General features: G+C 71.5%; 26 protein-coding genes and 2 riboswitches. Of the genes, 20 read left to right on the top strand and 6 right to left on the bottom strand.

Annotation, left to right across the window (positions count from 1 at the left end):
* Nucleotides 1–55: 55 nt before the first annotated feature.
* Nucleotides 56–184, bottom strand: coding sequence for a hypothetical protein (locus LX83_RS38030; RefSeq protein ID WP_301328844.1), 129 nt, complete (start codon nt 182–184; stop codon nt 56–58).
* A gap of 36 nt (nt 185–220) precedes the next feature.
* On the opposite strand from LX83_RS38030, the gene LX83_RS24985 reads away from it, so the two are divergent.
* The 13 genes from LX83_RS24985 to LX83_RS24925 all read left to right on the top strand — a co-directional run bounded on the left by LX83_RS24985 (nt 221) and on the right by LX83_RS24925 (nt 10,877).
* Nucleotides 221–1,147 carry an SGNH/GDSL hydrolase family protein gene (locus tag LX83_RS24985; RefSeq protein ID WP_253775534.1) on the top strand — a complete coding sequence of 309 codons (927 nt, stop codon included), beginning with the start codon at nt 221–223 and terminating at the stop codon, nt 1,145–1,147.
* 89 nt (nt 1,148–1,236) lie between these two features.
* The gene (locus LX83_RS24980) at nt 1,237–1,650 is read left to right on the top strand and encodes a subtilase-type protease inhibitor (RefSeq protein WP_253775532.1); all 414 of its coding nucleotides are present in this window, start codon (nt 1,237–1,239) and stop codon (nt 1,648–1,650) included.
* Nucleotides 1,651–2,264: 614 nt separating this feature from the next.
* Nucleotides 2,265–5,390, top strand: a complete 3,126-nt coding sequence (locus LX83_RS24975) for an alpha-N-acetylglucosaminidase (protein ID WP_253775530.1) — start codon at nt 2,265–2,267, stop codon at nt 5,388–5,390.
* Between the two features lie 218 nt (nt 5,391–5,608).
* The gene (locus LX83_RS24970; protein ID WP_253775528.1) at nt 5,609–5,908 is read left to right on the top strand and encodes a gas vesicle protein GvpO; all 300 of its coding nucleotides are present in this window, start codon (nt 5,609–5,611) and stop codon (nt 5,906–5,908) included.
* Nucleotides 5,909–5,993: 85 nt separating this feature from the next.
* Nucleotides 5,994–6,425 carry a gas vesicle structural protein GvpA gene (locus LX83_RS24965; RefSeq protein WP_253775526.1) on the top strand — a complete coding sequence of 144 codons (432 nt, stop codon included), beginning with the start codon at nt 5,994–5,996 and terminating at the stop codon, nt 6,423–6,425.
* Nucleotides 6,422–7,174, top strand: coding sequence for a GvpL/GvpF family gas vesicle protein (locus tag LX83_RS24960; RefSeq protein WP_253775524.1), 753 nt, complete (start codon nt 6,422–6,424; stop codon nt 7,172–7,174). Before LX83_RS24965 ends, LX83_RS24960 begins: the two co-directional genes overlap by 4 nt.
* 14 nt (nt 7,175–7,188) lie before the next feature.
* Entirely contained in the window at nt 7,189–7,482 is a 294-nt protein-coding gene (locus LX83_RS24955) for a gas vesicle protein GvpG (protein ID WP_253775522.1), read from the top strand.
* Nucleotides 7,483–7,484: 2 nt separating this feature from the next.
* Nucleotides 7,485–7,847: a hypothetical protein gene (locus tag LX83_RS24950; protein ID WP_253775520.1), complete on the top strand. Its 363-nt coding sequence runs from the start codon at nt 7,485–7,487 to the stop codon at nt 7,845–7,847.
* Nucleotides 7,840–8,988: an SRPBCC family protein gene (locus LX83_RS24945; protein WP_253775518.1), complete on the top strand. Its 1,149-nt coding sequence runs from the start codon at nt 7,840–7,842 to the stop codon at nt 8,986–8,988. The genes LX83_RS24950 and LX83_RS24945 overlap by 8 nt, the downstream gene beginning before the upstream one ends.
* Complete coding sequence (locus LX83_RS24940; protein WP_301328843.1) at nt 8,985–9,425, top strand: gas vesicle protein; 441 nt, start codon at nt 8,985–8,987, stop codon at nt 9,423–9,425. The genes LX83_RS24945 and LX83_RS24940 overlap by 4 nt, the downstream gene beginning before the upstream one ends.
* Entirely contained in the window at nt 9,422–10,279 is an 858-nt protein-coding gene (locus LX83_RS24935) for a GvpL/GvpF family gas vesicle protein (RefSeq protein ID WP_253775516.1), read from the top strand. The genes LX83_RS24940 and LX83_RS24935 overlap by 4 nt, the downstream gene beginning before the upstream one ends.
* 5 nt (nt 10,280–10,284) lie before the next feature.
* Nucleotides 10,285–10,548, top strand: a complete 264-nt coding sequence (locus tag LX83_RS24930; protein WP_407649660.1) for a gas vesicle protein — start codon at nt 10,285–10,287, stop codon at nt 10,546–10,548.
* 104 nt (nt 10,549–10,652) lie between these two features.
* Nucleotides 10,653–10,877, top strand: a complete 225-nt coding sequence (locus LX83_RS24925) for a gas vesicle protein K (protein WP_407649659.1) — start codon at nt 10,653–10,655, stop codon at nt 10,875–10,877.
* Here the strand turns inward: LX83_RS24925 and LX83_RS24920 are convergent.
* From LX83_RS24920 to LX83_RS24910, 3 genes are all read right to left on the bottom strand, one after another.
* Nucleotides 10,834–11,571 carry an alpha/beta fold hydrolase gene (locus LX83_RS24920; RefSeq protein WP_253775509.1) on the bottom strand — a complete coding sequence of 246 codons (738 nt, stop codon included), beginning with the start codon at nt 11,569–11,571 and terminating at the stop codon, nt 10,834–10,836. The two genes, LX83_RS24925 and LX83_RS24920, sit on opposite strands and share 44 nt — an antisense overlap.
* Nucleotides 11,572–11,780: 209 nt before the next feature.
* Nucleotides 11,781–12,005, bottom strand: a complete 225-nt coding sequence (locus tag LX83_RS24915; RefSeq protein WP_253775507.1) for a hypothetical protein — start codon at nt 12,003–12,005, stop codon at nt 11,781–11,783.
* Complete coding sequence (locus LX83_RS24910; protein WP_253775505.1) at nt 12,002–12,304, bottom strand: hypothetical protein; 303 nt, start codon at nt 12,302–12,304, stop codon at nt 12,002–12,004. Before LX83_RS24910 ends, LX83_RS24915 begins: the two co-directional genes overlap by 4 nt.
* A gap of 191 nt (nt 12,305–12,495) precedes the next feature.
* On the opposite strand from LX83_RS24910, the gene LX83_RS24905 reads away from it, so the two are divergent.
* A complete protein-coding gene (locus LX83_RS24905) occupies nt 12,496–13,281 on the top strand; it encodes a GntR family transcriptional regulator (RefSeq protein ID WP_253775503.1) in 786 nt (261 codons plus the stop codon).
* Nucleotides 13,282–13,303: 22 nt separating this feature from the next.
* Nucleotides 13,304–13,960 carry a 2'-5' RNA ligase family protein gene (locus tag LX83_RS24900; protein WP_253775501.1) on the top strand — a complete coding sequence of 219 codons (657 nt, stop codon included), beginning with the start codon at nt 13,304–13,306 and terminating at the stop codon, nt 13,958–13,960.
* A gap of 667 nt (nt 13,961–14,627) precedes the next feature.
* On the opposite strand, the gene LX83_RS24895 is transcribed toward LX83_RS24900, so the two are convergent.
* Nucleotides 14,628–16,001 carry an L-serine ammonia-lyase gene (locus LX83_RS24895; RefSeq protein ID WP_253775499.1) on the bottom strand — a complete coding sequence of 458 codons (1,374 nt, stop codon included), beginning with the start codon at nt 15,999–16,001 and terminating at the stop codon, nt 14,628–14,630.
* Nucleotides 16,002–16,132: 131 nt separating this feature from the next.
* Nucleotides 16,133–16,223: riboswitch (glycine riboswitch) on the bottom strand.
* Nucleotides 16,224–16,322, bottom strand: a riboswitch (glycine riboswitch).
* A gap of 128 nt (nt 16,323–16,450) precedes the next feature.
* The gene (locus LX83_RS24890; protein ID WP_308204039.1) at nt 16,451–17,617 is read right to left on the bottom strand and encodes a DUF418 domain-containing protein; all 1,167 of its coding nucleotides are present in this window, start codon (nt 17,615–17,617) and stop codon (nt 16,451–16,453) included.
* Between the two features lie 280 nt (nt 17,618–17,897).
* Here LX83_RS24890 and ald point away from each other — a divergent pair, with 280 nt between their 5' ends.
* From ald to LX83_RS24865, 5 genes are all read left to right on the top strand, one after another.
* Nucleotides 17,898–19,019 (top strand): alanine dehydrogenase, encoded by a 1,122-nt coding sequence (gene ald / locus LX83_RS24885; protein WP_253775497.1) that lies wholly within the window; start codon nt 17,898–17,900, stop codon nt 19,017–19,019.
* Between the two features lie 460 nt (nt 19,020–19,479).
* Nucleotides 19,480–19,884, top strand: a complete 405-nt coding sequence (locus LX83_RS24880) for a hypothetical protein (RefSeq protein ID WP_253775495.1) — start codon at nt 19,480–19,482, stop codon at nt 19,882–19,884.
* Between the two features lie 248 nt (nt 19,885–20,132).
* Nucleotides 20,133–21,275 carry an ABC transporter ATP-binding protein gene (locus tag LX83_RS24875; protein ID WP_253775493.1) on the top strand — a complete coding sequence of 381 codons (1,143 nt, stop codon included), beginning with the start codon at nt 20,133–20,135 and terminating at the stop codon, nt 21,273–21,275.
* Nucleotides 21,275–22,150: an ABC transporter permease gene (locus LX83_RS24870; RefSeq protein ID WP_253775491.1), complete on the top strand. Its 876-nt coding sequence runs from the start codon at nt 21,275–21,277 to the stop codon at nt 22,148–22,150. The genes LX83_RS24875 and LX83_RS24870 overlap by 1 nt, the downstream gene beginning before the upstream one ends.
* Before the next feature lie 192 nt (nt 22,151–22,342).
* Entirely contained in the window at nt 22,343–26,161 is a 3,819-nt protein-coding gene (locus LX83_RS24865) for an ABC transporter ATP-binding protein (protein ID WP_407649654.1), read from the top strand.
* Nucleotides 26,162–26,209: the final 48 nt, after the last annotated feature.

Raw genomic sequence — 26,209 nt, 5'->3', positions numbered from 1 at the left:
GCTGGTCAGGTTATCGAATTGGCGCCGGTTCACCGGTTCACCCACAAGGGTGGAATCAGCGAGTTGAGCAGCGGACGCCGAAATGCCCCGCGTGGCGGACAACCCCGGCGGTGCCGCCGTTGCGGTGATGTTTCCGCTGCGTGACCGATCGAGCATTGACAGTGATGGCGATCACCAGAACCATCCAGGGACGGTACCTACTCACCAGTAGCGAGGCGCCATGTCCGGTCGATCGGTTCGACGCCCACTCACCCTGCTCAGCCTGTTGTCCGCCGCGCTGGTCGCCGTGCTCACCGGCACGCCCGGCACCGCGGCCGCCGCCCCCACGACCACCACCACCGCCCTGGACTACGTGGCCCTGGGCGACTCCTTCGCCTCCGGCCCGCTGATCCCCGTGCAGCGCACCGATCCACTCGGCTGCCTGCGCTCCACCAAGAACTACCCGTCGCTGGTCGCCGACCGCCTGGACGTCGCCTCGTTCACCGACGTGAGCTGCGGCGGCGCCCAGACGCCCCACCTGACCGAGCCGCAGTCCGTGCTGTTCGGCAGCAACCCACCCCAGTTCGACGCGCTCACCGCCGGCACCGACCTGGTCACCCTGACCATCGGCGGCAACGACATCGGCTTCGGCGACATCATCAGCACCTGCGGCACGGCCAGCCTCACCAACCCGTTCGGCGCGCCGTGCACCGAGCGGTACACCGCGGACGGCGTCGACCAGTTGCGCGCCCGGATCGGCCAGACCGCGGCCAAGGTGTCCACCGCGCTGGCCACCATCCACCAGCGCGCCCCGCACGCCACCGTGGTGCTGGTCGGGTACCTGCGGATCCTGCCGCCCACCGGCGGGTGCTGGCCGGTGCTGCCGGTGTCCGCGGGTGACGTGCCCTACCTGGACGGGGTGCAGCAGGCGCTCAACCGCATGCTGGCCGAGCAGGCCGCGGCCAACGGCGCGCTGTTCGTCGACCCCTACCAGGCGTCGCTCGGCCACGACGTGTGCCAGCTGCCCGGGGTGAAGTGGGTGGAGGCGCTGCTGCCCACCTCACTGGCCGCGCCCGTGCACCCGAACCTGGCCGGCATGCACGTGGTGGCCGAGCTGGTGACCGACGCGCTCGGCGGCACACCGGACCGGACCGCACTGTCCGAATAGGAGGGACAGCGCCCGACACCCGTCACTCGATGTGGTGGCTACCGGCCGGTCACCCGTCGAGGTTCGCCGTCAGGCGGCACCGTTGTTGTATGGCATCTCATCGTTTCATTGTCGGCACCGTGCTCGCCGCCGCCGTGGTGGCGGTCGCGCCGCTGGCCACGCCGGCCCTGGCCAGCGGCGAGCACGACCAGCGGGCCCCAGAACCGTCCTCCCTGGTGTTGACGACCACCGGCATGGACGGCAGCCGCAGTGTCTCGTTGTTGTGCGATCCGGCTTCGGGCAACCACCCGGCCGCCGACCAGGCGTGCCAGGCCCTGACCAGCGCCGAGGGCGACTTCGACAAGTTGTCCGGCGGCCAGGACAGCATGGTCTGCACGATGGACTACCGGCCGGTCACGGCCTCGGCCCAGGGCACCTGGCGCGGCAAGCCGGTGTCCTTCCGCAAGGAGTACCCGAACGCGTGCGCACTGCGCGCGAAGACCGGCAAGGTCTTCGAGTTCTGAGCCAGCGACAACCGAACCGCACCGAGCGGGCGGGCCACGTCACCCCGGACGTGCCCGCCCGCTCGCGTGTGCGCCCGTGCCGGGTGCCGGCGCGGTTCAGCCGGACAGCCCGCACGGCTGGCGTGCGGGTCTGACCCCGGGGATGTCCGCCGCCGGCCGGGTCGTCGCCTGCCGTTGTCGCCCGGTCGGTTCCCGCCGGTTCGGATCTGCCACCGTTGACACCGCACTTCTCCAGGCCGGACCGCTAGACATCCGATCTCTTGACACTCAACAGGCAGTCGGCCGGGCCGCGTTCATGGTCGCGCACGGACAACAGACTCAGGGATCGGACCTGTCACGGTGTGTGGTTGGTGAGTGCGGTGACGCCGGGGCGGGGCGGCTCCCGGGGGCGCGGCGAGTGCGCGCGGATGTGATTCCCCGGCAGGGCATTCCGGGGATTCCGCCGGAGATTGACCCGAACGCACCGGAGGTGTTTCGGCGAAAAAGACCAACACTGATCGTGATCACGCGCTTGCGCCGATGTTTCACCGGTTTGGACGGTGCATTCTCCTTGACCCGCCTACCAGGCACATCAGAGAGTTGACCGGATGATCGCCAGCGGAGGGAGCTATCCCATGCGTCGCACGCTGCTCGCTGTTGTCACCCTGGCCACGCTCCTGCTCTGCCTGGCGCAGCCGGCCGCGGCGCAACCCGGTTCGGGCGCCGCGGACGGCGGAAATCCCGACGACGCCACGGTCGCCACCGAGGACACCACCGGCCAGGCGTTCGCCGTGCTGGCCGTGCGCGCGACCCTGCGCCGGCTGCTTCCCGCGCACGCCAACCAGATCAGGCTGCTCGCCGTCCCCGGTGGCGGTGACCGGGCCACGGTCACCGGACAGGGCGGCCGGGTCGTGGTCACCGGGACGTCACCGGTGGCCCTGCTCAACGGCGTCAACGCCTACCTCAACGAGGTGGTCGGCGCGAGCGTGTCCTGGGCCGGGGAACAGCTCAACCTGCCCGACCGACTGCCCGTGCCAGGCACCGACATCGTCCGACAGTCCACTGTGGCCCACCGGTTCGCGCTCAACGACACCAACGACGGCTACACCGGGCCGTACTGGGACTGGTCCCGCTGGGAACACGAGATCGACGTGCTGGCCATGCACGGCATCAACGAGGTGCTGGTCTACGCGGGCTCGGAAGCCGTGCTCTACGAGACCTTCCGGCAGTTCGGCTACACCGACCCGGAGCTGCGCGACTGGATTCCCGGCATCGCGCACCAGCCGTGGTGGCTGCTGCAGAACATGTGCTGCTTCGGCGGCACACTGTCCAAACAGAACATCGAGGAGCGGGCCGCACTGGGCCGGCGCATCGTGGACCGACTGCGCGAGCTGGGCATGACCCCGGTGCTGCCCGGCTACTTCGGCACGGTGCCACCCTCGTTCGACCTGAAGAACTCCGGCGCCCGGGTGATCCCGCAGGGCGACTGGGGCGGCTTCCCCCGGCCGGACTGGCTGGACCCGCGCAACGCCTACTTCCCCGCCGTGGCCAACGCCTTCTACTCGGCGCAGCGCCGGCTGTTCGGCGACACCACCATGTACAAGATGGACCTGCTGCACGAGGGCGGCAATCCCGGTGACGTGCCGATCGGCACGGCCGCGCGCACCGTGGAGCGGGCCCTGCAGACCGCCCACCCCGGCGCCACCTGGGCGATCCTCGGCTGGCAGGAGAACCCGCGCCAGGAACTGCTCGCGCCGCTGAACAAGAGCCGCACCCTGATCCTGGACGGCGTGTCCGACCGCTACGACAACCTGGACCGCGAGCGGAACTGGCCGAACACGCCCTACACGTTCGGCACCATCCCCAACTTCGGCGGCCACACCGCGCTCGGCGCCAACCTGTCCATCTGGAACAAGCGCTACTGGGAGTGGAAGAACAAGCCGGGCAGCAACCTCAGGGGCATCGCGATCATGCCCGAGGCCGGCGACAACAACCCGCTCGCCTTCGACTTCTTCACCGACCTGGCCTGGCAGCGCGCGCCGCAGAACCTCAGCACCTGGTTCGCCAACTGGACGCGCAGCCGCTACGGCGCGGCCGACCCGCACGCCGCCGCGGCCTGGGACGAGCTGCGCAGGTCCGTCTACGACCCGCCGCTGGACGGCTGGTCCGAGCCGCAGGACAGCCTGTTCAGCGCGCGGCCCAGCCTGGACGTGACCTCGGCGGCCTCCTGGTCGCCGCAGTACCTGCGCTACGACCCGGCCGCGGTGGAGCGCGCGCTCAGCCACCTGGTGGCCGTGCCCGCGCGGCTGCGCGACTCCGACGCCTACCACTACGACGTGGTGGACGTGGCCAGGCAGGCGCTGGCCAACCGCAGCCGGGCGCTGCTGCCCCAGATCAGGTCCGCCTACCTGGGCCGCGACCAGGAGCTGTTCACCGACCTGACCACCACCTGGCTGCACTGGATGGACCGGCTGGAGGAGATCACCGGCACGGACACCCGGTTCATGCTGGGGCCGTGGCTGGCGCAGACCGCCAACTGGGCTGACTCGCCGGAGGAGCGCGCCGAGATGGAGTACGACGCGCGCAGCCTGCTGACCGTGTGGGGCACCCGGCGCTCGTCCGACATCGGGCTGCACGACTACGCCAACCGCGAGTGGTCCGGCCTGATCAGCGGCCTGTACAAGCCGAGGTGGGAACGCTACTTCGCCGAGCTGGCCTCGGCCATGGCCGACGTGCGCCAGCCCAGCCCGATCGACTGGTACGAGATGGACGAGGCCTGGGCCCGCACCGCCACCGGCCTGCCCACCACGCCCACCGGCGACCCCGGTGAGGTGGCCGCCCAGGTGCTCGCCGAACTGCGCGCCGACCCGCACCAGGCGGTGATCTCGGTGACGCCGCAGCCGCTGGCCGCCAAGCCCGGCGAGCCGGTGGAGATCAGCGTGACCCTGCGCAACCTCAACGCGTTCGTGCCGGCCACCAACGTGTCGCTGAAGCTGTCCCTGCCGTTCGCCGTGCCGACCACCCCGAACACCACGCCCGCGGTGGCGGTGGGTGGCTCGTTCACGGCGAAGTGGCGGGTGACCCTGCCGGTGCTGCCCAACGGCTCCCCGGTGCTGCGCCTGTCCGCCGAGGCCACCTTCGGCTTCGACGACCAGGAGGGCCACGCCAGCGGCCGGACCGCGGTGCTGGCCGCCAACGGGGTGAGCAGCCCGCTGCACACGGTGTCGTTCAACAGCGCCAGCTTCGGCCAGACCGGCGAGCGGATCGCCATCGCCGGGGGCGGCCGGGACATGTGGGAGGGCACCAACGAGTTCGGCGCCGCCTACCTGGCCCGCGGGATGGTGGACGGCGCGACGGCCACCACCGCCGTGCTCAGCCAGGACCAGACCGGGGCGTGGGCGCGCGCCGGCCTGGTGGTGCGCAACTCGTTGGCCGCCAACGGTTCCGGCGGCTACCTGAACCTGGCGATCACCCCGGCCAACGGCTGCGTGCTGTCCTGGGACAACAACGGCGACGGCAACCTGGAGGCCAACACCAGCGTGGGCGGCTTCTCCGCGCCGGTCCGGCTCAAGCTGACCCGCACGGGCAAGCGGTTCACCGCGTGGTGCGGCACCCCGGATACCTGGACCGAGGTCGGCACGGTGGAGATCGACGCGGACACCCAGCAGGACGTGGGCGTGTTCATGTCCGCGGTCAACGGCGGCAGCGGCGCCACCGGCATCGCCGAGTTCACCGGGTTCCAGGTGAGCCTGCGCCAGTAGCGGGTCACCTCCCGATCCCCGTCCCTGTGCTGCTTTCCCTTGCGGCACAGGGACTTTTTCGTGTTCCGCGATCGATCACGCGCGGCCGCGGCGAGATCGGGTGTTTGTCCGGTGAAGGCCCCGGGTACTTGCTTGCCATGACGGTGCGAGAGATCACCGCGGTGTGATCGCCACCCGCGGTGGGTCTGACGGACGTGAGGGGAGCGAGGGCGGCGGCCATGGGCGACACCGGAGAGCAGGACAACAGCAGGTCTGGTGGCCGCACCAAGGTCGCGCGCTGCGTGCGGATCGCCCGCGAGCAGTTCGGTGAGATCACCGGCTACCACCCCGAATCCGTGTCCGGCCTGCGGCGGACCGAGGACGGCTGGCTGATCCAGTTCGAGGTGGTCGAACTGGAGCGCATCCCCGACACCATGAGCCTGCTCGCCACCTACCAGGTCGAACTGGACGAGGACGGCGACCTCGTGGGCTACCAGCGCGTCCGCCGCTACCCGCGGGGGCAGGCCGACCGCGGCTGAGGCCGCCGCCGACCGGGCGGCACACCGTCGACCGACAGGGCCACCACGTGGCCGAACCCGACCGCCACGGAAGGGATGATCAGCTTTGACGGTCGCGACCAACACCCCGAACCGGGCCGCTGCCAGCTCCGGATCGGGCACGGGAAACCTCTACGACATCCTCGAACTCATCCTGGACCGGGGACTGGTGATCGACGTCTTCGTCCGGGTGTCGCTGGTCGGCATCGAGCTGGTCACCATTGACGCGCGCGTGGTGGTCGCCAGCGTGGACACCTACCTGCGCTTCGCCGAAGCCTGCAACCGCCTGGACCTGACCAGCAGACGCAACTCGCCCGCCGGCCTGCCCGACCTGGTCGGTGACGTCACCGAGAGCGGCGCGCGGGGCAAGTCCAAGGGCGTGCTCAGCGGCGCCGCCGAGAGCTTCGCCGAGGCCTTCGGGATCGGCCGGGACAACGACGAGCAGGAGGCCGAGAGCCGGCCGCGGTCCAGGACACGTCGCAAGCAGGAGGCGGAATGAGCACCTACGTCTACGCCATCGTCGGTTCCGACCACCCGCTGCGGCTGACCGGCCGCACCGGTGTCGGCGCCACCCCGGGTGAGCTGCGCGTCATCCGCCAGGACGGGCTGGCCGCGGTGGTCAGCGACGCACCGGTGGACCTGCGCGCCAAGCGCCGTGACCTGCTGGCCCACGAGGGCGTGCTGGAGTCGCTGACCGATGACGGCGCCGTGCTGCCACTCCGGTTCGGCACCGTCGCCAGGGACGACAACGAGGTGCGCACCGCGCTGCGGGACCGGGCCGACCAATTCGGCGAGCTGCTCGGCGAGTTGACCGGGCGGGTGGAGGTCAACCTCAAGGTGGCCCACCACGAGGACGCGGTGCTGCTGGAACTGCTCGCCGAGAACGCGGAACTGCGCGAACTCAACGAGGCCACCCGTTCGGCCGGCGGCGGCAGCTACGAGCAGCGGCTGCGCCTCGGTGAACTGGCCACCCAGGCCGTCACCGAGCGGCAGCGGCGCGACGGCGAGCAGGTGCGCCACCACCTGCGCCCGCTGGCCAGGCGGGAGAGCATCGGCCCGCGCGTGGAGGGCTACTTCCTCAACGTCTCCTACCTGGTCGACCGCGACCAGCTGCCGGCCTTCTCCTCGGCCGTGGCCGAACTGGCCAAGCAGCACGGCGCGGTGATGGACTTCCGGCTGCACGGGCCGTTGCCCGCCTACAGCTTCGCCAGCGCCGAACCGGCCAGGGCCACCGCCCCGGCCCGCTGAGGCGGCAGGCCGCCATGGGACTGCTGACCGGCCTGCTCACGCTGCCGCTGGCCCCGCTGCGCGGGGTCGGCTGGACCATCGGGCAACTCGTCCGAGCGGCCGAGGACCAGTACCACAACCCGGACCTGATCCGCCGGGAACTCGCCGAGCTGGACCGGGCACTGCGCGCGGGTGAGATCAGCGAGGCCGAGTTCGACCAGCGCGAGGACGAACTGCTGGACCGGCTGGACCGGCTCGACTCCGCCGCGGCCGCCCCGAGGACCCCCTTCGGCGAACCGTTCGGCGGATCAGCAACCGAAAGGCGATGACCATGAACGTTCCCACCAAGATCGCGCTGGCCGTCGGCGGTGGTTACCTGCTCGGCCGGCAGCGCAAGGCAAAGCTGGCCGTGGGCCTCGGCCTGTGGCTGGTCGGCCGCAGGCTGGCCGACTTCGACCCGAAGAAGCTGCTCCAGGGCCTCGGCCGGGAGCTGGCGGCCACCCCGCAGGTGGCCGGGTTGCGCGACGAGTTGAGAACCACCGTGCGCACCGCCGGCAGAGCCGCCTCGGACGCCCTGCTCAACCAGGGCATCGGCCGGCTGGCCGACGGACTGCACCAGCGCACCGAGGGGCTGCGCCAGCTCGCCGGCGCCGTGCCCGGCGGCGCCGGCGAGAGGGGTGGACAGCGTGGCTGACGCCAGCATCGCCCGGCGCGCCAGCGGCGACGGCCAGCACGACGGTCCGCTGGCCAGCCTGCGCCGGGCCGCCAGCCGCAACCCGGCCACCGAGCGCCTGTTCACCGAGGCCGAGGAGTACCTGGGCGCCCAGGCCCAGCGCATGGCGTCCTGGGCCGGGCACAAGCTGGGCGCCACCACCCGCCGGATCGCCGACCTGGCCGAGGGCAAGGCCACCCCGGCGTTGCGCGACGGCGCCCACGCGGTCGGCGAGACCGTGACCGGTGCGGTGCGCGGGGTGCTGCCCCGGCGCCGACGTGCCAGATCGGCCGCTGACACCGATGGCAGGTGCACCAACATCGTCGAGGACATCGACGTGGGTGTGCCGGTCGCCGTGGCCTACGACCAGTGGACCCAGTTCCGCGACTTCCGCTCGTTCGCCCAGGGCGTGTACCAGGTCGAGGACGTGGACGACACCACGACCGAGTGGACGGCCAAGGTGGGGCCGGTGCGCCGGCGCTGGCGCTCCCGCATCACCGAGCAGGTGCCCAACGACCGGATCGTCTGGGTCACCGAGGCGAACAAGGGCACGGTCCGCGGCGCGGTGAGCTTCCACGCGCTGGCCGAGAACCTGACCAGGGTGCTGCTGGTGCTGGAGTACCGGCCGCGCGGGCTGGTGGAGCGCGTCGGCAACCTGTGGCGGGCGCAGGGCCGCCGGGTCCGGCTGGACCTCAAGCACTTCCGCCGGTTCGTGATGCTGCGCGGTGAGGCCACGGGCGCGTGGCGCGGCGAGATCCACGACGGCGAGGTGGTCGAGCGGCGGGGCGGGAAGTCCCAGCAGAACGGCGGCGCCCGCGCGTCCCGCTCCAGTGCCGCCACCAAGAAGTCGGCCACGGCCAGGTCCACCCGCGCCAAGTCCACATCGGACTCCGGCTCGGGTTCTGGCTCGGGCAACGGGGGGCGCTCGACCACCGGCCGCTCGACCACCGGGCGCAAGCCGTCCCGCAGCAGCAAGACCTCCGACAACGGCTCGTCCAGCGACAACTCGTCCGGCAACGGCTCGTCCGGCAAGAACTCGTCCGGCAAGGGCTCGGCCACCAACGGCTCGTCCGACAACGGCGGCTCCTCCTCCGGCCGGCAGACGAGAAGGCGGAACCAGTGACCCAGCCAGCTCCGTGGCAGGCCGCCCCGTCGGGCGGGCTCGCCCAACCGCACGGTCAGGCGGCCACCACCAACCTCGCCGACATCCTGGAACGGGTGCTGGAGAAGGGGGTGGTGATCGCCGGCGACATCAAGATCAGCCTGTTGGACATCGAGCTGCTCACCATCAAGCTGCGCCTGCTGGTCGCCTCGGTGGACAAGGCCAAGGAGATGGGCATCGACTGGTGGGAGCACGATCCCACGCTGTCCTCGCGGGCCAACACCCGAGGGGACACCGGATCCCGCGACCTCGCCGAGGAGAACCGGCGGCTGCGGGAGCGCGTCGAGGAACTGGAGTCCCGCACCAAGGCGCTCGATCCGTCCACATCGGACAACTGGACCGGGCGCGGGACAGACATGTCCACATCGGACAGAGTGGCACCGGAGGAACAGCGGTGAGCGTTGACACCACTGCCCCGACCGGCACGGTCAGCTACGTGTACGCGGTGGCCCGACCGGTCGACGCGGCCGTGCTGGCCGGGGTGCGCGGGGTGGACGGCGGCCAGCCCCACCTGGTGGCCTGCCAGGACCTGGTCGCCGTGGTCGACACCGTGCCCGCCGCCGGCTTCGACGAGTCGGCCCTGCGCGCCCGGCTGGAGAACCTGGACTGGTTGGCCGCGGTGGCCAGGGCGCACCACGGCGTGGTCGACACCGTGGCCAGGCACACCGCCGCCCTGCCGCTGCGGCTGGCCACGGTGTACCACGACGACGACCGGGTCCGGCGGATGCTGGCCGACCAGCGGGAGGCCTTCAGCACCGCGCTGGACCGGCTCACCGGCCGCACCGAGTGGGGCGTGAAGGTCTACACCGACCCGACCGCACCCGGTAGCCCACCCAGCTCCGGCGGGAACACCGGTGGGGGCACCAGCGCCGACAGTGGGGCTGGCGGCGGCACGGGTGGCGCCGGCAAGGCCTACCTGCGCCGCCGCCTGGCCCAGCGACGGTCCAGAGAGGACTCCTGGCAACGGGCCACCGAGCTGAGCCGCCGCATCGACCAGGTCCTCGGCGACCTCGCCGAGGACCGCCGCCACCACCGACCGCAGGACGCGGCCCTGTCCGGCGCACCCGGCGAAAACGTGTTCAACGCGGCGTACCTGGTGCCCGCCGACCGCTCCGCCGAGTTCGCCGCGCGCGCCCGCGAACTGGCCTGCGGGCTGACCGGGGTGCGCGTGGAACTCACCGGCCCCTGGGTGCCCTACTCGTTCGTCCCGCAGGCGTTCACCCCCAACGGGTCCGGCACCGAGGTCGCCTGATGCCCATGCCCACCGATCCCGCGCCACCACGGTCCACACTGGCCACCGCCGGTCTGCTGGACGACGTGGACGATCCCCTCGCCCACCGGGAGATCGCCCTGGTCGACCTGTTGGACCGGCTGCTGGCCGGTGGCGTGGTGCTCACCGGTGACCTGACCCTGGCCATCGCCGACGTCGACCTGGTGCACATCTCGCTGCGCGCCCTGATCACCTCGATCTCGCCGGACCGCCCCTCGCCGTGGGGCAACCACCGCACGGAGGTGCCATGACCGCGGAGCCAGCACCGCCCGACACCACCACCCGGCTGGTCCGGGCGGCCAACGAGGTGTCCAACCGGATCAACGCCGAGCCGGACACCATCGAGCGCGACCTGATGAAGCTGGTCCTCACCGTCGTGGAACTGCTGCGCCAACTGGTGGAGCGCCAGGCGCTGCGCCGCGTCGACCAGGGCGACCTGACCGAGGACGAGGAGGAGCGCATCGGGCTGACCCTGATGCTGCTGGAGGACCGGATGACCGAACTGCGCGAACGCTTCGGCCTGTCCCAGGAGGACCTCAACCTCGATCTCGGGCCACTGGGCCCACTGCTGCCGCGCTGACCACCCGCAGCAACTCGCGCACTACCTGGTCGGGCGCGGTGACCATGACGTTGTGCCCGCTAGCCAGCTCGACCACGGGCAGGCCGTGCTCCTTGGCGACCTGGTCGAACGGCGCCCCGTTGCCCGGCCGGCACACCAGCGCGGTGCCTGGCACGCGGTCCACCGCACCGGTCAGCTGCGCGGGGTCGGTGAACGTGCGCAGCGGGTGCGGGGTCATCCGGTCCACCAGCCAGGCCGCGTCCGCCGGGTCGGTGACACCGAAGTTCTCCGGCCCGGGCGCCGGAACGCCCACGCCGTCGCCCCGCTGCGCCAACCCGAGCATGGCCTGGGCGAGCGGCTGCGGGACCACGCTGAGCAGCGACTCGCCGTCGTCGGCGATCCACCCGTCCACCAGCACCAGGTGCGCGACCGCGTCGGGCATCCGGTCGGCGGCACCCCACACCACCAGCCCGCCGTAGCTGTGCCCGACCAGCACGACCTCGTCCTGCCCCTGCCCCTGCTCGGCGAGCACCGCGCACACCTCGTCCACGTGCGTCGCCAACCCCACCCTGGGCGTGAGTTCACCCGCCCGCTCGCCCACCCCGGCCAGCTCCGGCGTGCTGACCCGGTGCCCCCGCTCCCGCAGCGGCCCAGCCACCCGCTCCCACACCCACCCGCCATGCCAAGCCCCCGCCACCAGCACGAACGTCCCCATCCCAAGCTCCCCTCGACACCACCTCTACTCCCCTCATCCTTACATACATCCATCATGTATGTATATCCCCCACCCCGCGAGTCGACTTTGCAAACCCCGCGAGTCGACTTTCCAAACAGGCCCATCCGGGTGATCCGACCAGCGACGAGCCTGCACAACACCGCAGGCCCGCCGACCTCGATCGCGCCGATGCCCCAGCCCGGGGCAGCTCACCCACCCAGGTACGTGCGCAGGTGCTCCGCCGCCGCCCGCGCCCCCAGCGCCAGTTGCCTGGCCAACTCCGCGTCCTCGGCACTCCCGTGCTCGACCACCCGTTGCATCACCTCGACCCGGCGCTCGTACCGGGCGATCTCCCGGTGCAGCGGTGAGGCGTCGACCGGCGGCTCCCGCAAGTGCGCGCTCAACGCCGCCAACAGCCCGACCGGCTCACTCACGACGCGCTGTCCCCCTGCGGAACAGCGGAACCGCTGGTCCGCGTCGTCGGCGCCGGGGCCAGGCAGTGCCGCCCCTCCCCGTCCGGATCGACCCGCGCGGCCGACTCAGCCGCGGCCACGGCCAACTCCCGCAGGAACCGCCCCAACTCCCGACGGGTGCCCGCGCCCGCGGCCAGCGGCAGGTACACCGCCAGGTTGACCGGGTCGAAGTACATGACCACCGCCAACATGTCCGGCCCGATCTGCTGAACCCCCGCAGCCGCCTGCCGCCCCGGCTGACACGTCACGTTGAAACCCATCAGTTCCCCCTGCGTTCGTACGCACGGAGGCCCTGGCCACCAGCCCGAGCCTCACCAGAAAGGTCGGTAACTCATCAGGTCCTCATTAGGAGTGGAGTTGACCATAGGACTGCGGCAACCAGTCGTCAAGTCCTCATGAGGAGCTATCGTCGATGCCATGTGGGGCCAAGAACCGGGTCGAGGAGGGCACGATGGCTGACGAGTTGGGCGCCCGCGCACCGAAGTACCACCGCGTCGCGGACGCGCTGCGGCGTGAGATCAAGAACGGCGACCTCCCGCCAGGACACCGCCTGCCAGCGGAGACAACACTGGTGGAGCGGTTCCGGGTGAGTCTGCCGACGATTCGACAAGCCCTCGGTGTGCTTCGCGCCGAGGGACTGATCGAGTCACGACACGGCATCGGCACCTTCGTCAAGGAGCAGCGTCGCCTGCAACGGCGCTCCCGTGGTCGCTACGGCAACGCGCGCAACCACCAGAAGTTGCTGACCCACCACCTGAGGCACGAGATCCTGTTCGCCGGCCGAGGCCAGGTACCCGCGCACATCGCGGAAGTGATGGGCGTCGAGCCAGGTACCGAGGTGGTCATTCGCCGTCGTCACCTGTTCAACAAGGAGACCAACCAGCCCGAGGAGATCGGTGCCAGCTACTTTCCCGTTGAGATGGCCGACGGCACCTTCCTCGCAGAGCCGGAGGTAGCACCGAAAGCCCTGTTCCTGTGCGTCGAGGAGTTGACCGGCCGCAAGTACAGCCAGGCGCAGGACCAGTGGATCGCACGGATGCCAACGGCCGAGGAGAGCGCCGCTCTCGATCTGCCAACCGGGGCACCAGTCCTGCACGTCATCCACTGCGCTCGGGACGAGAACGGCGACGTGCTCGAAGTGTCGGAGTCCGTGTGGCCGGCCGATCGCGTGGTTCTCATCGACGAGTACCCAATCGACCAGGAGCCCGACGACTCCGCAGCACCTAGCGAAATCTGATCCGTCCCGGGACGATCGGAGCGTGATCGAGGACGCCCAGGAACTCCGCGACCACTGGTGGTGGCGGCCAGGCTGGAAACCAGGCCGCCACTTCTACACCTGGCACCTCACCTTCGCCGGCGAACCAGCGCTGCACGCCCTGATCACCACCTACCAGAACGCCTTGCGCCACCTGCCCGGGCTCGACCTCATCCCCCACGACTGGCTGCACCTCACCATGCAGGGCGTGGGATTCGTCGACGAAGTGTCCAAATCGGACGCTCACGCGATCGCCGAGGCGGCGCAGGCCAGACTCGCCGCACTGCCCGCACCGACCCTGACCTTCGACAAGCCGTCCATCCGCCCCGAGGCCATCGCACTCCCACCACAACCGGCCGAGCCCGTTCACCACATCCGGACGGCGATCCGCGCGGCAATCGCCGACGTCTGGGGACCCGACCGGGTACCCGAGCAGGCCGACGGCTACCAACCGCACCTCAGCCTCGCCTACGTGCGAACCGACGGTCCGGCCACCCCAGTCCGCGACGCCCTCTCAGCCGTCACCCCCGATCCAGTCCAGGTCACCATTCACACCGCTTCCCTGATCCGCCTGGAACGCGCCAACCGGCTCTACCGGTGGCAGGAATTCACCACCGCAGCCCTCACCCGCGGAACGATCCTTGACACGCCGTCGAACTAGTGAAGCAGCGGGGCGTACGGTACGCCAGGCACTCACAGACCAGTCAGCGCTATAAGCCGCATCGATTGCACTCCACCACCCCCAGGTTCCCTACCGACGAATACTTTCTTCGCAACTGCAACTGGGGCGCGTCGCAGCGTGAACGGTTGGTAGGATCACTCACAATCCGTGACAGACAGCATCGGAGAAGTGCACAACGGAGCCCCTTTGCTTCCCGGCCGACGCAGCTGATCGGCCGGGAGCTGACGACGGCTGATCAACACTTGAAGCAGCAGTCGGCATGGAGGTTCCTTGTCCAAGAAGAAAAGAAGGGCCAGGCCGAACAGGAGAGGCAACTCCTCTCGACCTGGACTCCTTCTCGGCGCCACTCAGGTCGTCCTGACGCTGGTCAGGCTTGTACTGGACGTCCTGAACGGCTAACCAGCATGCCCCGGACTGGGCTAGCTCAGTCCGGGGTGTCGGCTTCCACTTGACATGTGGCAAGTACGGCAAAGCATACGCAGCTGCGTACCCCATGTCGACTTTAGTCAACGTTCGTCGTTTGAGGGAGACCAGCAACTCCGCAGGCGCCGACCTTGCGGGCCATCTACCATCCATCAGGTATCAATCAGCGGTAGAAGCCGCCAGGAAAAATTAAGAACTGGCTCTCACCGGCCGAGCGTCGGGCTCAGCACTCGATCACGTTGACGGCCAGGCCGCCGCGGGCGGTCTCCTTGTACTTGTCCTTCATGTCGCGGCCGGTCTCCCGCATGGTCTTGATGACCTTGTCCAGCGACACGAAGTGCGCGCCGTCGCCGCGCAGGGCCATGCGGGCGGCGGTGATGGCCTTGATCGACGCGAGCGCGTTGCGCTCGATGCACGGGATCTGCACCAGGCCGCCGATCGGGTCGCAGGTCAGGCCGAGGTTGTGCTCCATGGCGATCTCGGCGGCGTTCTCCACCTGCTCGGGCGTGCCGCCGAGCACCTCGGCCAGGCCGGCGGCGGCCATGGAGCAGGCCGAGCCGACCTCGCCCTGGCAGCCGACCTCGGCGCCGGAGATGGACGCGTTCTCCTTGAACAGCACGCCGATCGCGCCGGCGGTGAGCAGGAAGCGGACCACGCCGTCGTCGGTGGCGCCGGGCACGAACCGGGCGTAGTAGTGCAGCACGGCCGGGACGATGCCGGCGGCGCCGTTGGTCGGGGCGGTCACCACGCGCCCGCCGGCGGCGTTCTCCTCGTTGACGGCCAACGCGAACAGGGTGACCCAGTCCATCACCCGCAGCGGATCGGTGTCGTCGCCCTCGCTGGTCAGTTTGGCGTGCAGGTCGGCGGCGCGGCGGCGCACCTTCAGGCCGCCGGGCAGGGTGCCCCGGGTGGCGCAGCCGTGGTCCACGCAGTCGCGCATCACCTGCCAGATGCGCAGCAGCCCGGACCGGATCTCGGCCTCGTCGCGCCAGCACTGCTCGTTGGCGAGCATGAGCTGGCTGATCGGCAGGCCGGTTTCCCTGGCGCGCGCCAGCAGTTCGTCGCCGGTGCGGAAGGGGTGGGGCAACGCGGTGGTGTCCGGCTTGATCCGGTCGGTGCCGCTGGCGGTCTCGTCGACCACGAACCCGCCGCCGACCGAGTAGTACACGGCCCGGTCCAGTTCCCCGCCGTGCTCGTCGCTGGCGGCGAAGCTCATCCCGTTGGGGTGCAGTGGCAGCTGCTTGCGGCGGTGCATCACCAGGTCGGTCTGCTCGGTGAAGGTGATCTCCCGCTCGCCGCCCAGCCGCAGCCGCCCGCTGGCGCGCACCTCGGCGACCCGCGCCTCGGCCGCGTCCGGGGCGACCCGCTCGGGCAGTTCGCCCTCCAGACCGAGCAGCACGGCCTTGGGGCTGCCGTGGCCGTGCCCGGTGGCGCCGAGCGAGCCGAATAGCTCCACGTGCACCCGCTCGGTGCGCGCCACCAGGCCGCGCTCGCGCAGCCGGTCGACGAACAGGGCCGCCGCGCGCATCGGGCCGACCGTGTGCGAACTGGACGGTCCGATGCCGATGGAGAAGAGGTCGAACACGCTGATGGCCATGGCGCGCTCAGCCCCTGACCGGCCGCGGCCAGCCGCACGGGCCCAGCCCGGTGTTGTTCGTTCCCACGGTGTCCTCCACGGTCCTCGCCAACGGCAGGCGGCGCCGAGACCCTGGTCGGCCTCGGCTGACGGTTTCCCCCTCTGTCATCGGACCTGAGAGCTTCACCGCGGGACGCGGTTTGCACCGTGGGTGCGCGCTGGTGGCGCGCTTTCCAGAGTCGCCTCGCCCGCGCGGTCTCGCTGCCTGAGAGTGTGCGGGGAGGCTTGCTCCTTCGGCGCCCCGGTCAGCACGTGTGCCGGGGTCTCTCCCGCGCGGGTTGCGTGCCGCACCCGAGGGCACGGCACAGCGGCTGTGTTCAGTTGGGGTTCACTTGAGGTCTGCTCGGTCGCGGCCGGTCCCACCGGGCACGACCGCTGACCGCCGAAGCTATGTCGCCCCGATCAGCCTGTCAACGTGGCGCGGCGGCGACCCGGTCGGACTCGGCCGAGCGGCGGAACGGGCGCTCGTAGGCCCAGCGCCACACGATCTCGACCGGCCCCTGGCTGAACCGGCGCAGCCACAGCGTGCTGAACGCCATCAGCGCGGCGCAGATCCCCGCGAACAGCACCACCGTCCACAGTGTCCGGTTCGCGCCGAACCGGGCGGCCAGGCCGAAGCCCCAGCCGTAGCACAGCACCACGCCGAGCAGGTTCTGCAGCATGTAGCAGCTCAACGCCATCCGGCCGACCAGGGCGAGCCGGCGGGCCAGCCAGCCCTGGCCCGGCTGTCCGTCCCGCTGACCTCGGCGGTCCACCAGCCAGCCGACCAGGCCGATCAGGCCGATCGCGACCAGCGGCGGGATCAGGTACCGGTCGACCAGCACCAGCGCCGCCAGGCCGCTGACGGTGGTGGCCACGTTCAGCGGCAGGCCGACGCCGAGGCCGACCGCCAGCATCCGCCGCCGCAGCATGCGGCCACGCTCGTCGGCGCCGAACACGCCGGCCCGGTACAGCCGCGCGCCGAGCAGGAACAGGAACACCGCCATGGGCAGGATGAACACCGCCTCGGCGCGCATCAGCGGCAGGTACTCCCAGCGGAACCGGATCTGGTCCAGGTAGCCGCCCTCGGTGTACAGGGTGACCGGCGGGGGGTTCCCGCCCTGCCCGGCCGGCAGCAGGGCCAGTGCCGCGGTGGCCAGCCCGACCAGCAGCACGTGCAGCGCGCCGGCCGCGACCAGCCACCCGCGGCTCGCCCGTGCGCTGGTGGCCACCAGGTAGGCGACCACCACGGAGGTCACCGCGTAGCCCATCAGCACGTCGAACTCGACCACCAGCAGGTAGTGCAGGAACCCGTCGACCAGCAGCAGGGTGGCCCGCCACAGGTAGCGGCCTGGCCAGCGCCGGCCGCGTCGGGCGGCGGACTGCCGCTGGATCTCCAGGCCGACCCCGAACAGCAGGGTCAGCAGGGCCAGGCTCTTGCCGTTGGCCAGGAAGCGCAGCAGGGTTTCCGCGCCCGCGGCCAGGCTGGTGAAGCCGGGGTAGAAGGCGCCGTTGAGGAACCCGATGATCCCCTCGGGGTTGGTCAGGATCCAGATGTTGGTGCCGAGCGTGCCCAGGATGGCCGTCCCCCTCAACACGTCGAGCAGGGCGATGCGCCGCGCCGACGGCCGGACAACCTGTTCATTTTTTAACACATCCGTACTAATACATGCGTGCCAAAAAACCGTCAACCTCGTGGTAACCCAGGGCCACGAGCGTGCAACCCGCACTTGTGCGACCGGAACAACCACACTGGCGGGGGATAGTGCGGCCGGCACGATGACAGCCGCCACAACCTGCCGCACCGTGAAGGCAACCCACTGTTCAACCGAGGTGGTGGCCACCGCCGGCCACCTCGGCCGCCGAGAGGAAGTCGTCGTGCGGATCGCCGTTCCCCGCGAGATCAAGAACCACGAGTACCGCGTCGCGCTGACCCCGGCCGGCGCCCACGAGCTGACCAGCCGAGGACACGACGTCTTCGTCGAGACCGGCGCCGGGCTCGGCTCGGCCATCACCGACGAGGAGTACCTCGCCGCCGGGGCCAAGGTGCTGGCCACCGCCGAGGACGTGTGGGGTGAGGGCGAACTCGTCCTCAAGGTCAAGGAGCCCGTGGCCGAGGAGTACTCCCGGCTGCACGCCAACCAGGTGCTGTTCACCTACCTGCACCTGGCCGCCGACCCCGCGCTGACCACCGCCCTGCTGGACGCCGGCACCACCGCCATCGCCTACGAGACCGTGCAGACGCCCACCGGCGCGCTGCCCCTGCTCGCGCCCATGTCCGAGGTGGCCGGTCGGCTGGCCGCCCAGGTCGGCGCCTACACCCTGATGCGGCCGCGCGGCGGGCGCGGGGTGCTGCCCGGCGGCGTGCCCGGCGTGCACCCGGCCCGGGTGGTGGTGATCGGCGGCGGCGTGGCCGGCGTCAACGCGGCCACCATCGCCGTGGGCATGGGCGCGGACGTGCAGGTGCTGGACACCAACGTGGACCGGCTGCGCCAGATCGACAACCAGTTCCGGGGCGCGCTGCACACCGTGGCCTCGAACGCCTACGCCCTGGCCGAGGCCGTGGTCGAGGCCGACCTGGTGATCGGCGCGGTGCTGGTGCCCGGCGCGCGGGCGCCCAAGCTGGTGTCCTCCGAGCTGGTGGCCCGGATGAAGTCGGGCAGCGTGCTGGTGGACATCTCCATCGACCAGGGCGGCTGCTTCGCCGACTCCCGGCCGACCACCCACGACGACCCCACCTACCCGGTGCACGAGTCGGTGTTCTACTGCGTGGCCAACATGCCCGGCGCGGTGCCGCGCACCTCCACCTACGCGTTGACCAACGTCACGCTGCCGTACGCGGTGGCCCTGGCGGACAAGGGCTGGCAGGCCGCGCTGCGCGAGGACAGGAGCCTGGCGCTGGGCCTGAACACGCACGCGCACCAGCTCACCAACCTGCCGGTCGCCCAGGCGCACGAGCTGGCCCACACCCCGCTGACGGCGGTGCTGGACACCAAGTGAGGGCTGTTGGCCCGACGGAGTGAGATCCAGGCCCCGACGTGGGGCCGATCAACACAGGAAATCTGATCCTGTTCACGAAGGGGCGGCCCGCTCTACCAGCCTGGGGGTCACCGGGAGCGGGCCGCCGAACCCAAGCTTATACAACGCCAGCCGGCCTCGACCAGGCCTCCCACTCATACGGCGTAAAAACTCACGCTGACAGGCCATCATGTGCCCGAACTGCTCGGTCAACAGAGTGAAATCGGGCAGCGAACCTTCAGTTGACCACGCGGGTAGCCGATAACGGAGTCTGCGGTCGGTGTCGAATCTCTCGATTCCGCACTCGCTCCGCTCGGTTTCACCACCAGGCTCTCGCCTGGCGCCGCACGCCGGTCCGCTCGCGCCACGCGTCGGCCCCGGCCCCGCGGCGCGCACCGCTGTCGCCTCGCGCGGCACCGGCACCCGTGACCTGAGGGGGAATGTGCACGCATCACTGCGCGAGGCGGTGCTCCGCCGCCTGGCCCTGCTCGACGAGGTCGCCGAGCACGGCGCGGCCGACGCCCTGCTGCCGCTGGCCAGGGTGGAACTGCACCGCCTCGCCGAGGGCTGGCGGCTGCTGCTCACCGTGCACCAGCCCGCGCCGGACGGCCGCTGCCGGGCCTGCCCCGGCTGGCTGCGCAACCGGCGCTGGCCCTGCCAGGTGTGGCTGATGGCACACCAGCACCTGATCGGCGAGGCCATCCCGCCCCGGACCGGGCGACGCCCACCGCGCTCACCGCTCGCGCCGCGCCCCCCGCGCGTGCTGCGCGCCCTGCTCGACCGCGCGTCCCGGCGGTTCGGCCGGGCGCGGCCACCAGCCGACCGGCAGCAGGACAGCGATTCGTGATCGACCGGACACGCAGGGTTGCGTAGCTTCCCTCGGTTCCGGTTGATCCCCCCAGATGAGGCAGGATGGCGCCCTGGCAGGGTCGCCAGGTGACCGTGAGCGTTCAACACCGTGCCGGACGGTGACGAGTTGGGCCCGTGGGTCACAAAGCGATCTCGAACGCGGTGAATCACCGAGGCGCTCACCTACCCGCGCCCAGGATCGCCCACACGACGCCAGCCAGTGCAGGCCGTCAACCGGGAGGAAGTGTGCACGACGGCAGTGGCCGCATCGTGGTGCAGGGACTGACCAAGCAGTTCGGTCCGGTCACCGCGGTGCAGAATCTCAGCTTCACCGTGGAACCGGGGTCGGTGACCGGGTTCCTCGGACCGAACGGAGCGGGCAAGACCACCACCCTTCGGATGCTGCTCGGCCTGGTCAATCCGACCTCGGGCACGGCGACCATCAACGGGCGCCCGTTCGACAAGCTCGGCAATCCGGGCCGGGTGGTCGGTGCGGTGCTGGAGGCCCAGGGCTTCCACCCCAAGCGCACCGCCCTGAACCACCTCAAGGTCTACGCGGCGGCCATCGGCGTGCCCGACCAGCGGGCGCAGGAGGTGCTCCAGCTGGTCGGGCTGTACGAGGCCGCCAACCGCAGGGCCGGCGGGTTCTCGCTGGGCATGAAGCAGCGGCTGGCCCTGGCCACCGCGCTGCTCGGCGACCCCCAGGTGCTGGTGCTGGACGAGCCGGCCAACGGGCTGGACCCGGAGGGCATCGCGTGGCTGCGGTCCTTCCTGCAGTCCTTCGCCCGCGCCGGCCGGACCGTGCTGATCTCCAGCCACCTGCTGGCCGAGGTCGAGCAGACCGTGGACCAGGTGGTGATCGTCAGCCGGGGCCAGACCATGTACTACGGCCCGCTGGAGACGCTGCGCCGGTCCCAGCAGAGCCGGGTGCTGGTGCAGCCGTCCGACCCGGCGACGCTGGTCAGGGCGCTCAACGAGGCCGGCGTGCACCAGGTCGAACAGCTGCCGGACGGCCGGCTGGCCGTGGCCGGCATGGACGCCAAGCAGGTCGCCGACGTCGCCCTCAAGGCCAGCGTGTCCGTGTACGGCATCCAGGAGGAGCAGGTCGACCTGGAGCGGCTGTTCTTCCAGCTGACCAGCGGCCAGTACACGGGCGCCCCGAGCCCGTACGGCAACACCGGCTACCAGGGTGGTCCGCCGACCGGCGGCTACCAGGGTCCGCCCAGTGGGCCGATGCCGCAGCAGTACCAGCAGCAGCCACCGCAGGGCTACCCGCAGCAGGGCTACCAGCAGCCCGGCTACCAGCAACAACCACCGCAACAACAGCAGCAGTACCCGCCGCAGGGCTACCAGCAGCCGGGCCAGGGCGGGTTCGGGGGTAACGCCTGATGGGCAACTTGATCAAGTCGGAGTTCCGCAAGACGCTGACCACCGGGCTGTGGTGGGGTCTGCTCATTCCCACGGTCCTGCTGTCCTTCGTCCTGGCGCTGGCCTTCGGCGCGGCCGGGCAGAGCTTCCTGGACTTCGTCTCCAGCGACGACCTGGACGAGCTGTCGGAGCTGTTCGGCTTCGACCCGGGTTCCTGGACGCTGTCCGCGTTCGCCCTCGCCAGGGCGATCAACGTGGGCACGATCTTCCCGATGATCTTCGGTGGCCTGGCCATCGCCGGTGAGATCAACCGGCGCACGCTCACCGTCACCTTCCTGACCGCGCCCAACAAGGTCTCCGCGCTGACCGCCAAGATGGTGGTCTACGTGGCGTGGGGCGCGATCTACGGCCTGATCATCGTGGCGGTGTCCAGCCTGGGCGTGGCTCTGACCACGGACTCCGCCGGGCTGCCCGACGCCGGCGGCTGGCTGGGCATCGCCGGGACCGGCCTGATCGCCAGCATCCTGGTCACCATGTTCGGTGTGGGCGTCGGCGCCCTGCTGGGCAGCACGGTCGGCACCACCCTGCTGCTGACGCTCTACATGCTGCTCGCCGAGAACCTGCTGGTGCTGTGGCTGTCCACGTACATGCCCTACATCGGCGGCTTCCTGCCCAACGGCTCGGCCAGCGGGCTGACCGGGTCGATCGCGGCGAGCGTGTTCCTCGAAAACGCCACCGGCACGGTGACCAGCGAGATGGAGTACGCGGTCCGGGTGATCGCGGGCGCCGGCACCGGCGCGCTGGACTGGTGGGCCAGCGGCCTGGTGTTCCTCGGCTGGACGCTGCTGGCGTTCTTCGGCGGCTGGGCCGTGATCCAGCGCAAGGACATCACCTGATCGAGTCCCGAATCGCCTGATTTCGCACTCTGACCGGCCCCCACGGGTGGTGACACCACCAACCGTGGGGGCCGGCCGCTTGTTCGGGTGACACCGGAACGGGAACTGCGGTGACGCGGAGTAGTTCGGCTGGCAGCGGACACCGCGCGCACCGGCCCGGCTGTGTCGGGCACCGAGCCTAACCTTGGTGCCGTGTCCGAAACCGACCTGACCACGGCTACCGCGCCCGCGCCGCACCCGGCCCGCACCAGCGCCACCAGGGGCTGGATCCGCCGGCTGGCCGCGGCGTGCTGGCGGCACCCGCGCCTGGTGCTGCTGTCCATGGTGGCCGCCGTGTTCGGGGTCGGGCTGCAGGCGGCCGGGCCGCTGCTGGTGCGGGTGGCCGTGGACGACGCCGTGGCCGGCCACACCGACCGGCTGGCGGTCCTGGTGGCCGCGCTGGTCGGCATGGAGCTGCTCACCTTCGGCTCCGCGTTCCTGCGCCGCTACCTGGGCGGCCGGCTGGCCCTGGACGTCCAGCACGACCTGCGGCAGGCCGTGTTCGGCGCGGTGCAGCGGCTGGACGGCGGCAAGCAGGACGTGCTGCGCACCGGGCAGGTGGTCTCCCGTTCCATCACCGACCTGCAACTGGTCCAGTCGCTGCTGTCGATGGTGCCGTACGCGGCCGGCAACGTGATGTTCGCGCTGGCCGCGCTGGGCGCGATGCTCTGGCTGTCGCCGCTGCTCACCCTGGTCGCGCTGGTGGTCGCCCCGGCCGTGGCCGTGGTGGCGGTGCGCAGCCGGCGGCTGCTGTTCCCGGCCACCTGGTCGGCCCAGCAGCGCGCGGCCGACGTGGCCCAGCAGGTCGAGGAGACGGTCACCGGCGTCCGGGTGGTCAAGGGCTTCGGCCAGGAGGCCCGCGAGGTCAGCCGGCTGGAGGTCAGGGCGCGGGCGCTGTTCGCCGAGCGGATGCGGGCGGCCCGGCTCACCGCGACCCCCTCGGCCACGCTGACCACGGCCCCGGCCATCGGCCAGGTGGCCGTGCTCGCCCTCGGCGGCTGGCTGGCGCTCAACGGCCAGGTCACCCTGGGCACCTTCCTGGCGTTCGTCAGCTACGTGGCCAACCTGGTCGGGCCGGCCCGGCTGCTGGCCGGCCTGCTGGTCAACGCCCAGCTGGCCAGGGCCGGGGTGGAACGGGTCCACGAGCTGATCGACTCGCAGCCGGACGTGGTGGACCGGCCCGACGCGGTGGACCTGCCCGCCGGCCCGGTCGAGATCACCCTGTCCGGGGTCGGTTTCGGCTACACCCGCAGCGAGCCGGTGCTGCGCGAGGTGTCCCTGCGCGTGGCGCCTGGCGAGACCCTGGCCCTGGTCGGCACGGCCGGCTCGGGCAAGTCCACGGTGTCGCTGCTGCTGCCCCGCTTCTACGACGTGCACACCGGGTCGATCACGCTCGGGCCGCCCGGCCGGGGCGTGGACGTGCGCCAGCTCCGGCTGTCCTCGCTGCGCTCGGCGGTGGGCGTGGTGTTCGAGGAGGCGTTCCTGTTCTCCGACTCGGTCCGGGCGAACATCGCCTACGGCCGGCCCGACGCCACCGACGCCGAGGTCATCGCCGCGGCCAGGGCGGCCGAGGCGCACGAGTTCGTCCAGGCGCTGCCCGACGGCTACGACACGGTGGTCGGCGAACGCGGCCTCACCCTGTCCGGCGGCCAGCGCCAGCGCATCGCCCTGGCCAGGGCGTTGCTGTCCGACCCGCGCGTGCTCGTGCTCGACGACGCCACCTCCGCGGTGGACACGGCCACCGAGTCGGCCATCCACCAGACCCTGCGCGCGGTGACCGCGCAGCGCACCACCCTGTTGATCGCGCACCGGCGGTCCAGCCTGGCCCTGGCCGACCGGATCGCGGTGCTCGACGCCGGCCGGCTGGTGGACGTGGGCACCCACGAGGAGCTGACCGAGCGCTGCGCGCTGTACCGGGAGCTGCTGGCCGGCCCGGGTGAGGGCATCGACGCCACCGGCCAGCGGGCCCGTGCCGACCTGGTGCCCGGCCCGGACGGGATCACCCCGAGCCTGTGGCCGGAGCCGGCCGAGGAGGACCGGGACGAGGCGGCCGGTTCGGCCCGGGTGGCCGCGCCGGCCGGGGGCGGTGGACCGCGGTCCCGGTCGGGTGGTGGCGGGTCGGCCGCGCTGATCGGTGGCCTGCCCGCCACACCGGAGCTGCTGGCCCAGGTGCGCGCCCTGGCGCCGGCCACCGACACCCCCGACCTGCCCGGTGAGGACCCGACCGCGCCCGACCCCGGTTTCCGGCTGCGCCGGCTGCTGCGGCCGGTGCGCTGGGCCATGCTCGTGGTCGGCCTGCTGGTCGTGGTGGACGCGCTGGCCTCGATGGGGCTGCCCACGCTGCTCCGGCACGGCGTGGACCAGGGCGTGCTCGCCCACCGGCCGGGGACGCTGTGGCTGCTCACCGGTCTCGGGCTGGGGCTGGTCGTGGTGAACTGGCTGAGCACGGCCGCCGGGTCGGTGCTCACCGCGCGGGTCGGCGAGCGCCTGCTCTACCTGCTGCGCGTGCGCAGCTACGCCCACCTGCAGCGGCTCGGCCTGGACTACTACGAGCGCGAACTGGCCGGCCGGATCATGACCAGGATGACCACGGACGTGGACGCGCTGTCCACCTTCCTGCAGACCGGCCTGGTCACCGCCGTGGTCAGCCTGCTGACCGTGCTCGGCATCACCACCGCGCTGCTGGTGACCGATCTCACCCTGGCGCTGGTGGCGCTGGCCGTGCTGCCGATCGTCGCGGTGGCCACGGTGATCTTCCAGCGGCTGTCGTCCGCGGCCTACGCCGAGGCCAGGGAGCGGGTCAGCGCGGTCAACGCCGACCTGCAGGAGAACGTCTCCGGCCTGCGGGTGGCCCAGGCCTACACCCGCGAGCAGCACTCGGCCAGGGCGTTCGCCGAGCGCAGCGACGCCTACCGGCGCTCCCGGCTGCGCGCGCAGCGCTACATCGCCACCTACTTCCCGTTCGTGGCGCTGCTGTCCGGGCTGGCCCAGGCCGCGGTGCTGGCGGTGGGCGCCTACCGGGTGGCGGCCGGCACGCTCACCCCGGGCGTGCTGCTGGCCTTCGTGCTCTACCTCGGCCTGTTCTTCGCGCCGGTGCAGCAGCTGTCCGGGGTGTTCGACGGCTACCAGCAGGCCAGGGTGGGCCTGCGCCGCATCGGCGACCTGCTGCGCACCCCCACCTCGGTGCCGCCGGCCGCCGACCCGGTGCCGGTGCCCGGCCGGCTGCGCGGCGCCGTGGAGCTGCGCGAGGTCAGCTTCCGCTACGCCGACACCACCGAGCCGGCGCTGTCCGGGGTGTCGCTGCGGGTGAACCCGGGTGAGACGGTCGCGCTGGTCGGCCCGACCGGGGCCGGCAAGTCCACCCTGGTCAAGCTGATCGCCCGGTTCTACGACGCCACCGAGGGCCAGGTGCTGGTGGACGGCGTCGACGTGCGCGACTACGACCTGGGCGCGTTCCGGCGCCGGCTGGGCGTGGTGCCGCAGGAGGCCCACCTGTTCGGCGGCGACCTCGCCGACAACGTGCGCTACGGCCGGCCCGAGGCGAGCCCGGCCGAGGTGGAGCGGGCCGTGCGCGCGGTGGGCGCGCTGCCCGTGGTGGCCGCGCTGCCGGCCGCGTTCCGCCAGCAGGTGGGCGAGCGCGGGCAGGGCCTGTCCGCCGGGCAGCGCCAGCTGGTCGCGCTGGCCAGGGCCGAGCTGGTCGACCCCGACCTGCTGCTGCTGGACGAGGCCACAGCCGCGCTGGACCCGGCCACGGAGAGCGCGGTGCTGGCGGCCAGTGATCGGCTCGCCGGTCAGCGCACCACGTTCGTTGTCGCCCACCGGTTGGCCACAGCCGCCAAAGCGGACCGGATCGTGGTGCTCGACCGTGGCCGCGTGGTGGAACAGGGTGCTCACGCCGAGCTGCTGGCCGCTGGCGGCATGTACGCGACCCTTTGGCGATACGGGTCACCGGACGGCAGCGTGGCGGCTTAACATCCAGGGGTGAGCAGCGAGTCCACGGCCTTCGTGGACGAGCGCTCG

Source organism: Goodfellowiella coeruleoviolacea (assembly GCF_024171785.1).
In the GTDB taxonomy this organism is placed as follows: domain Bacteria; phylum Actinomycetota; class Actinomycetes; order Mycobacteriales; family Pseudonocardiaceae; genus Goodfellowiella; species Goodfellowiella coeruleoviolacea.
The sequence above is the reverse complement of the archived record's forward strand: the minus strand, read 5'-3'. Positions and strand labels throughout refer to the sequence as shown.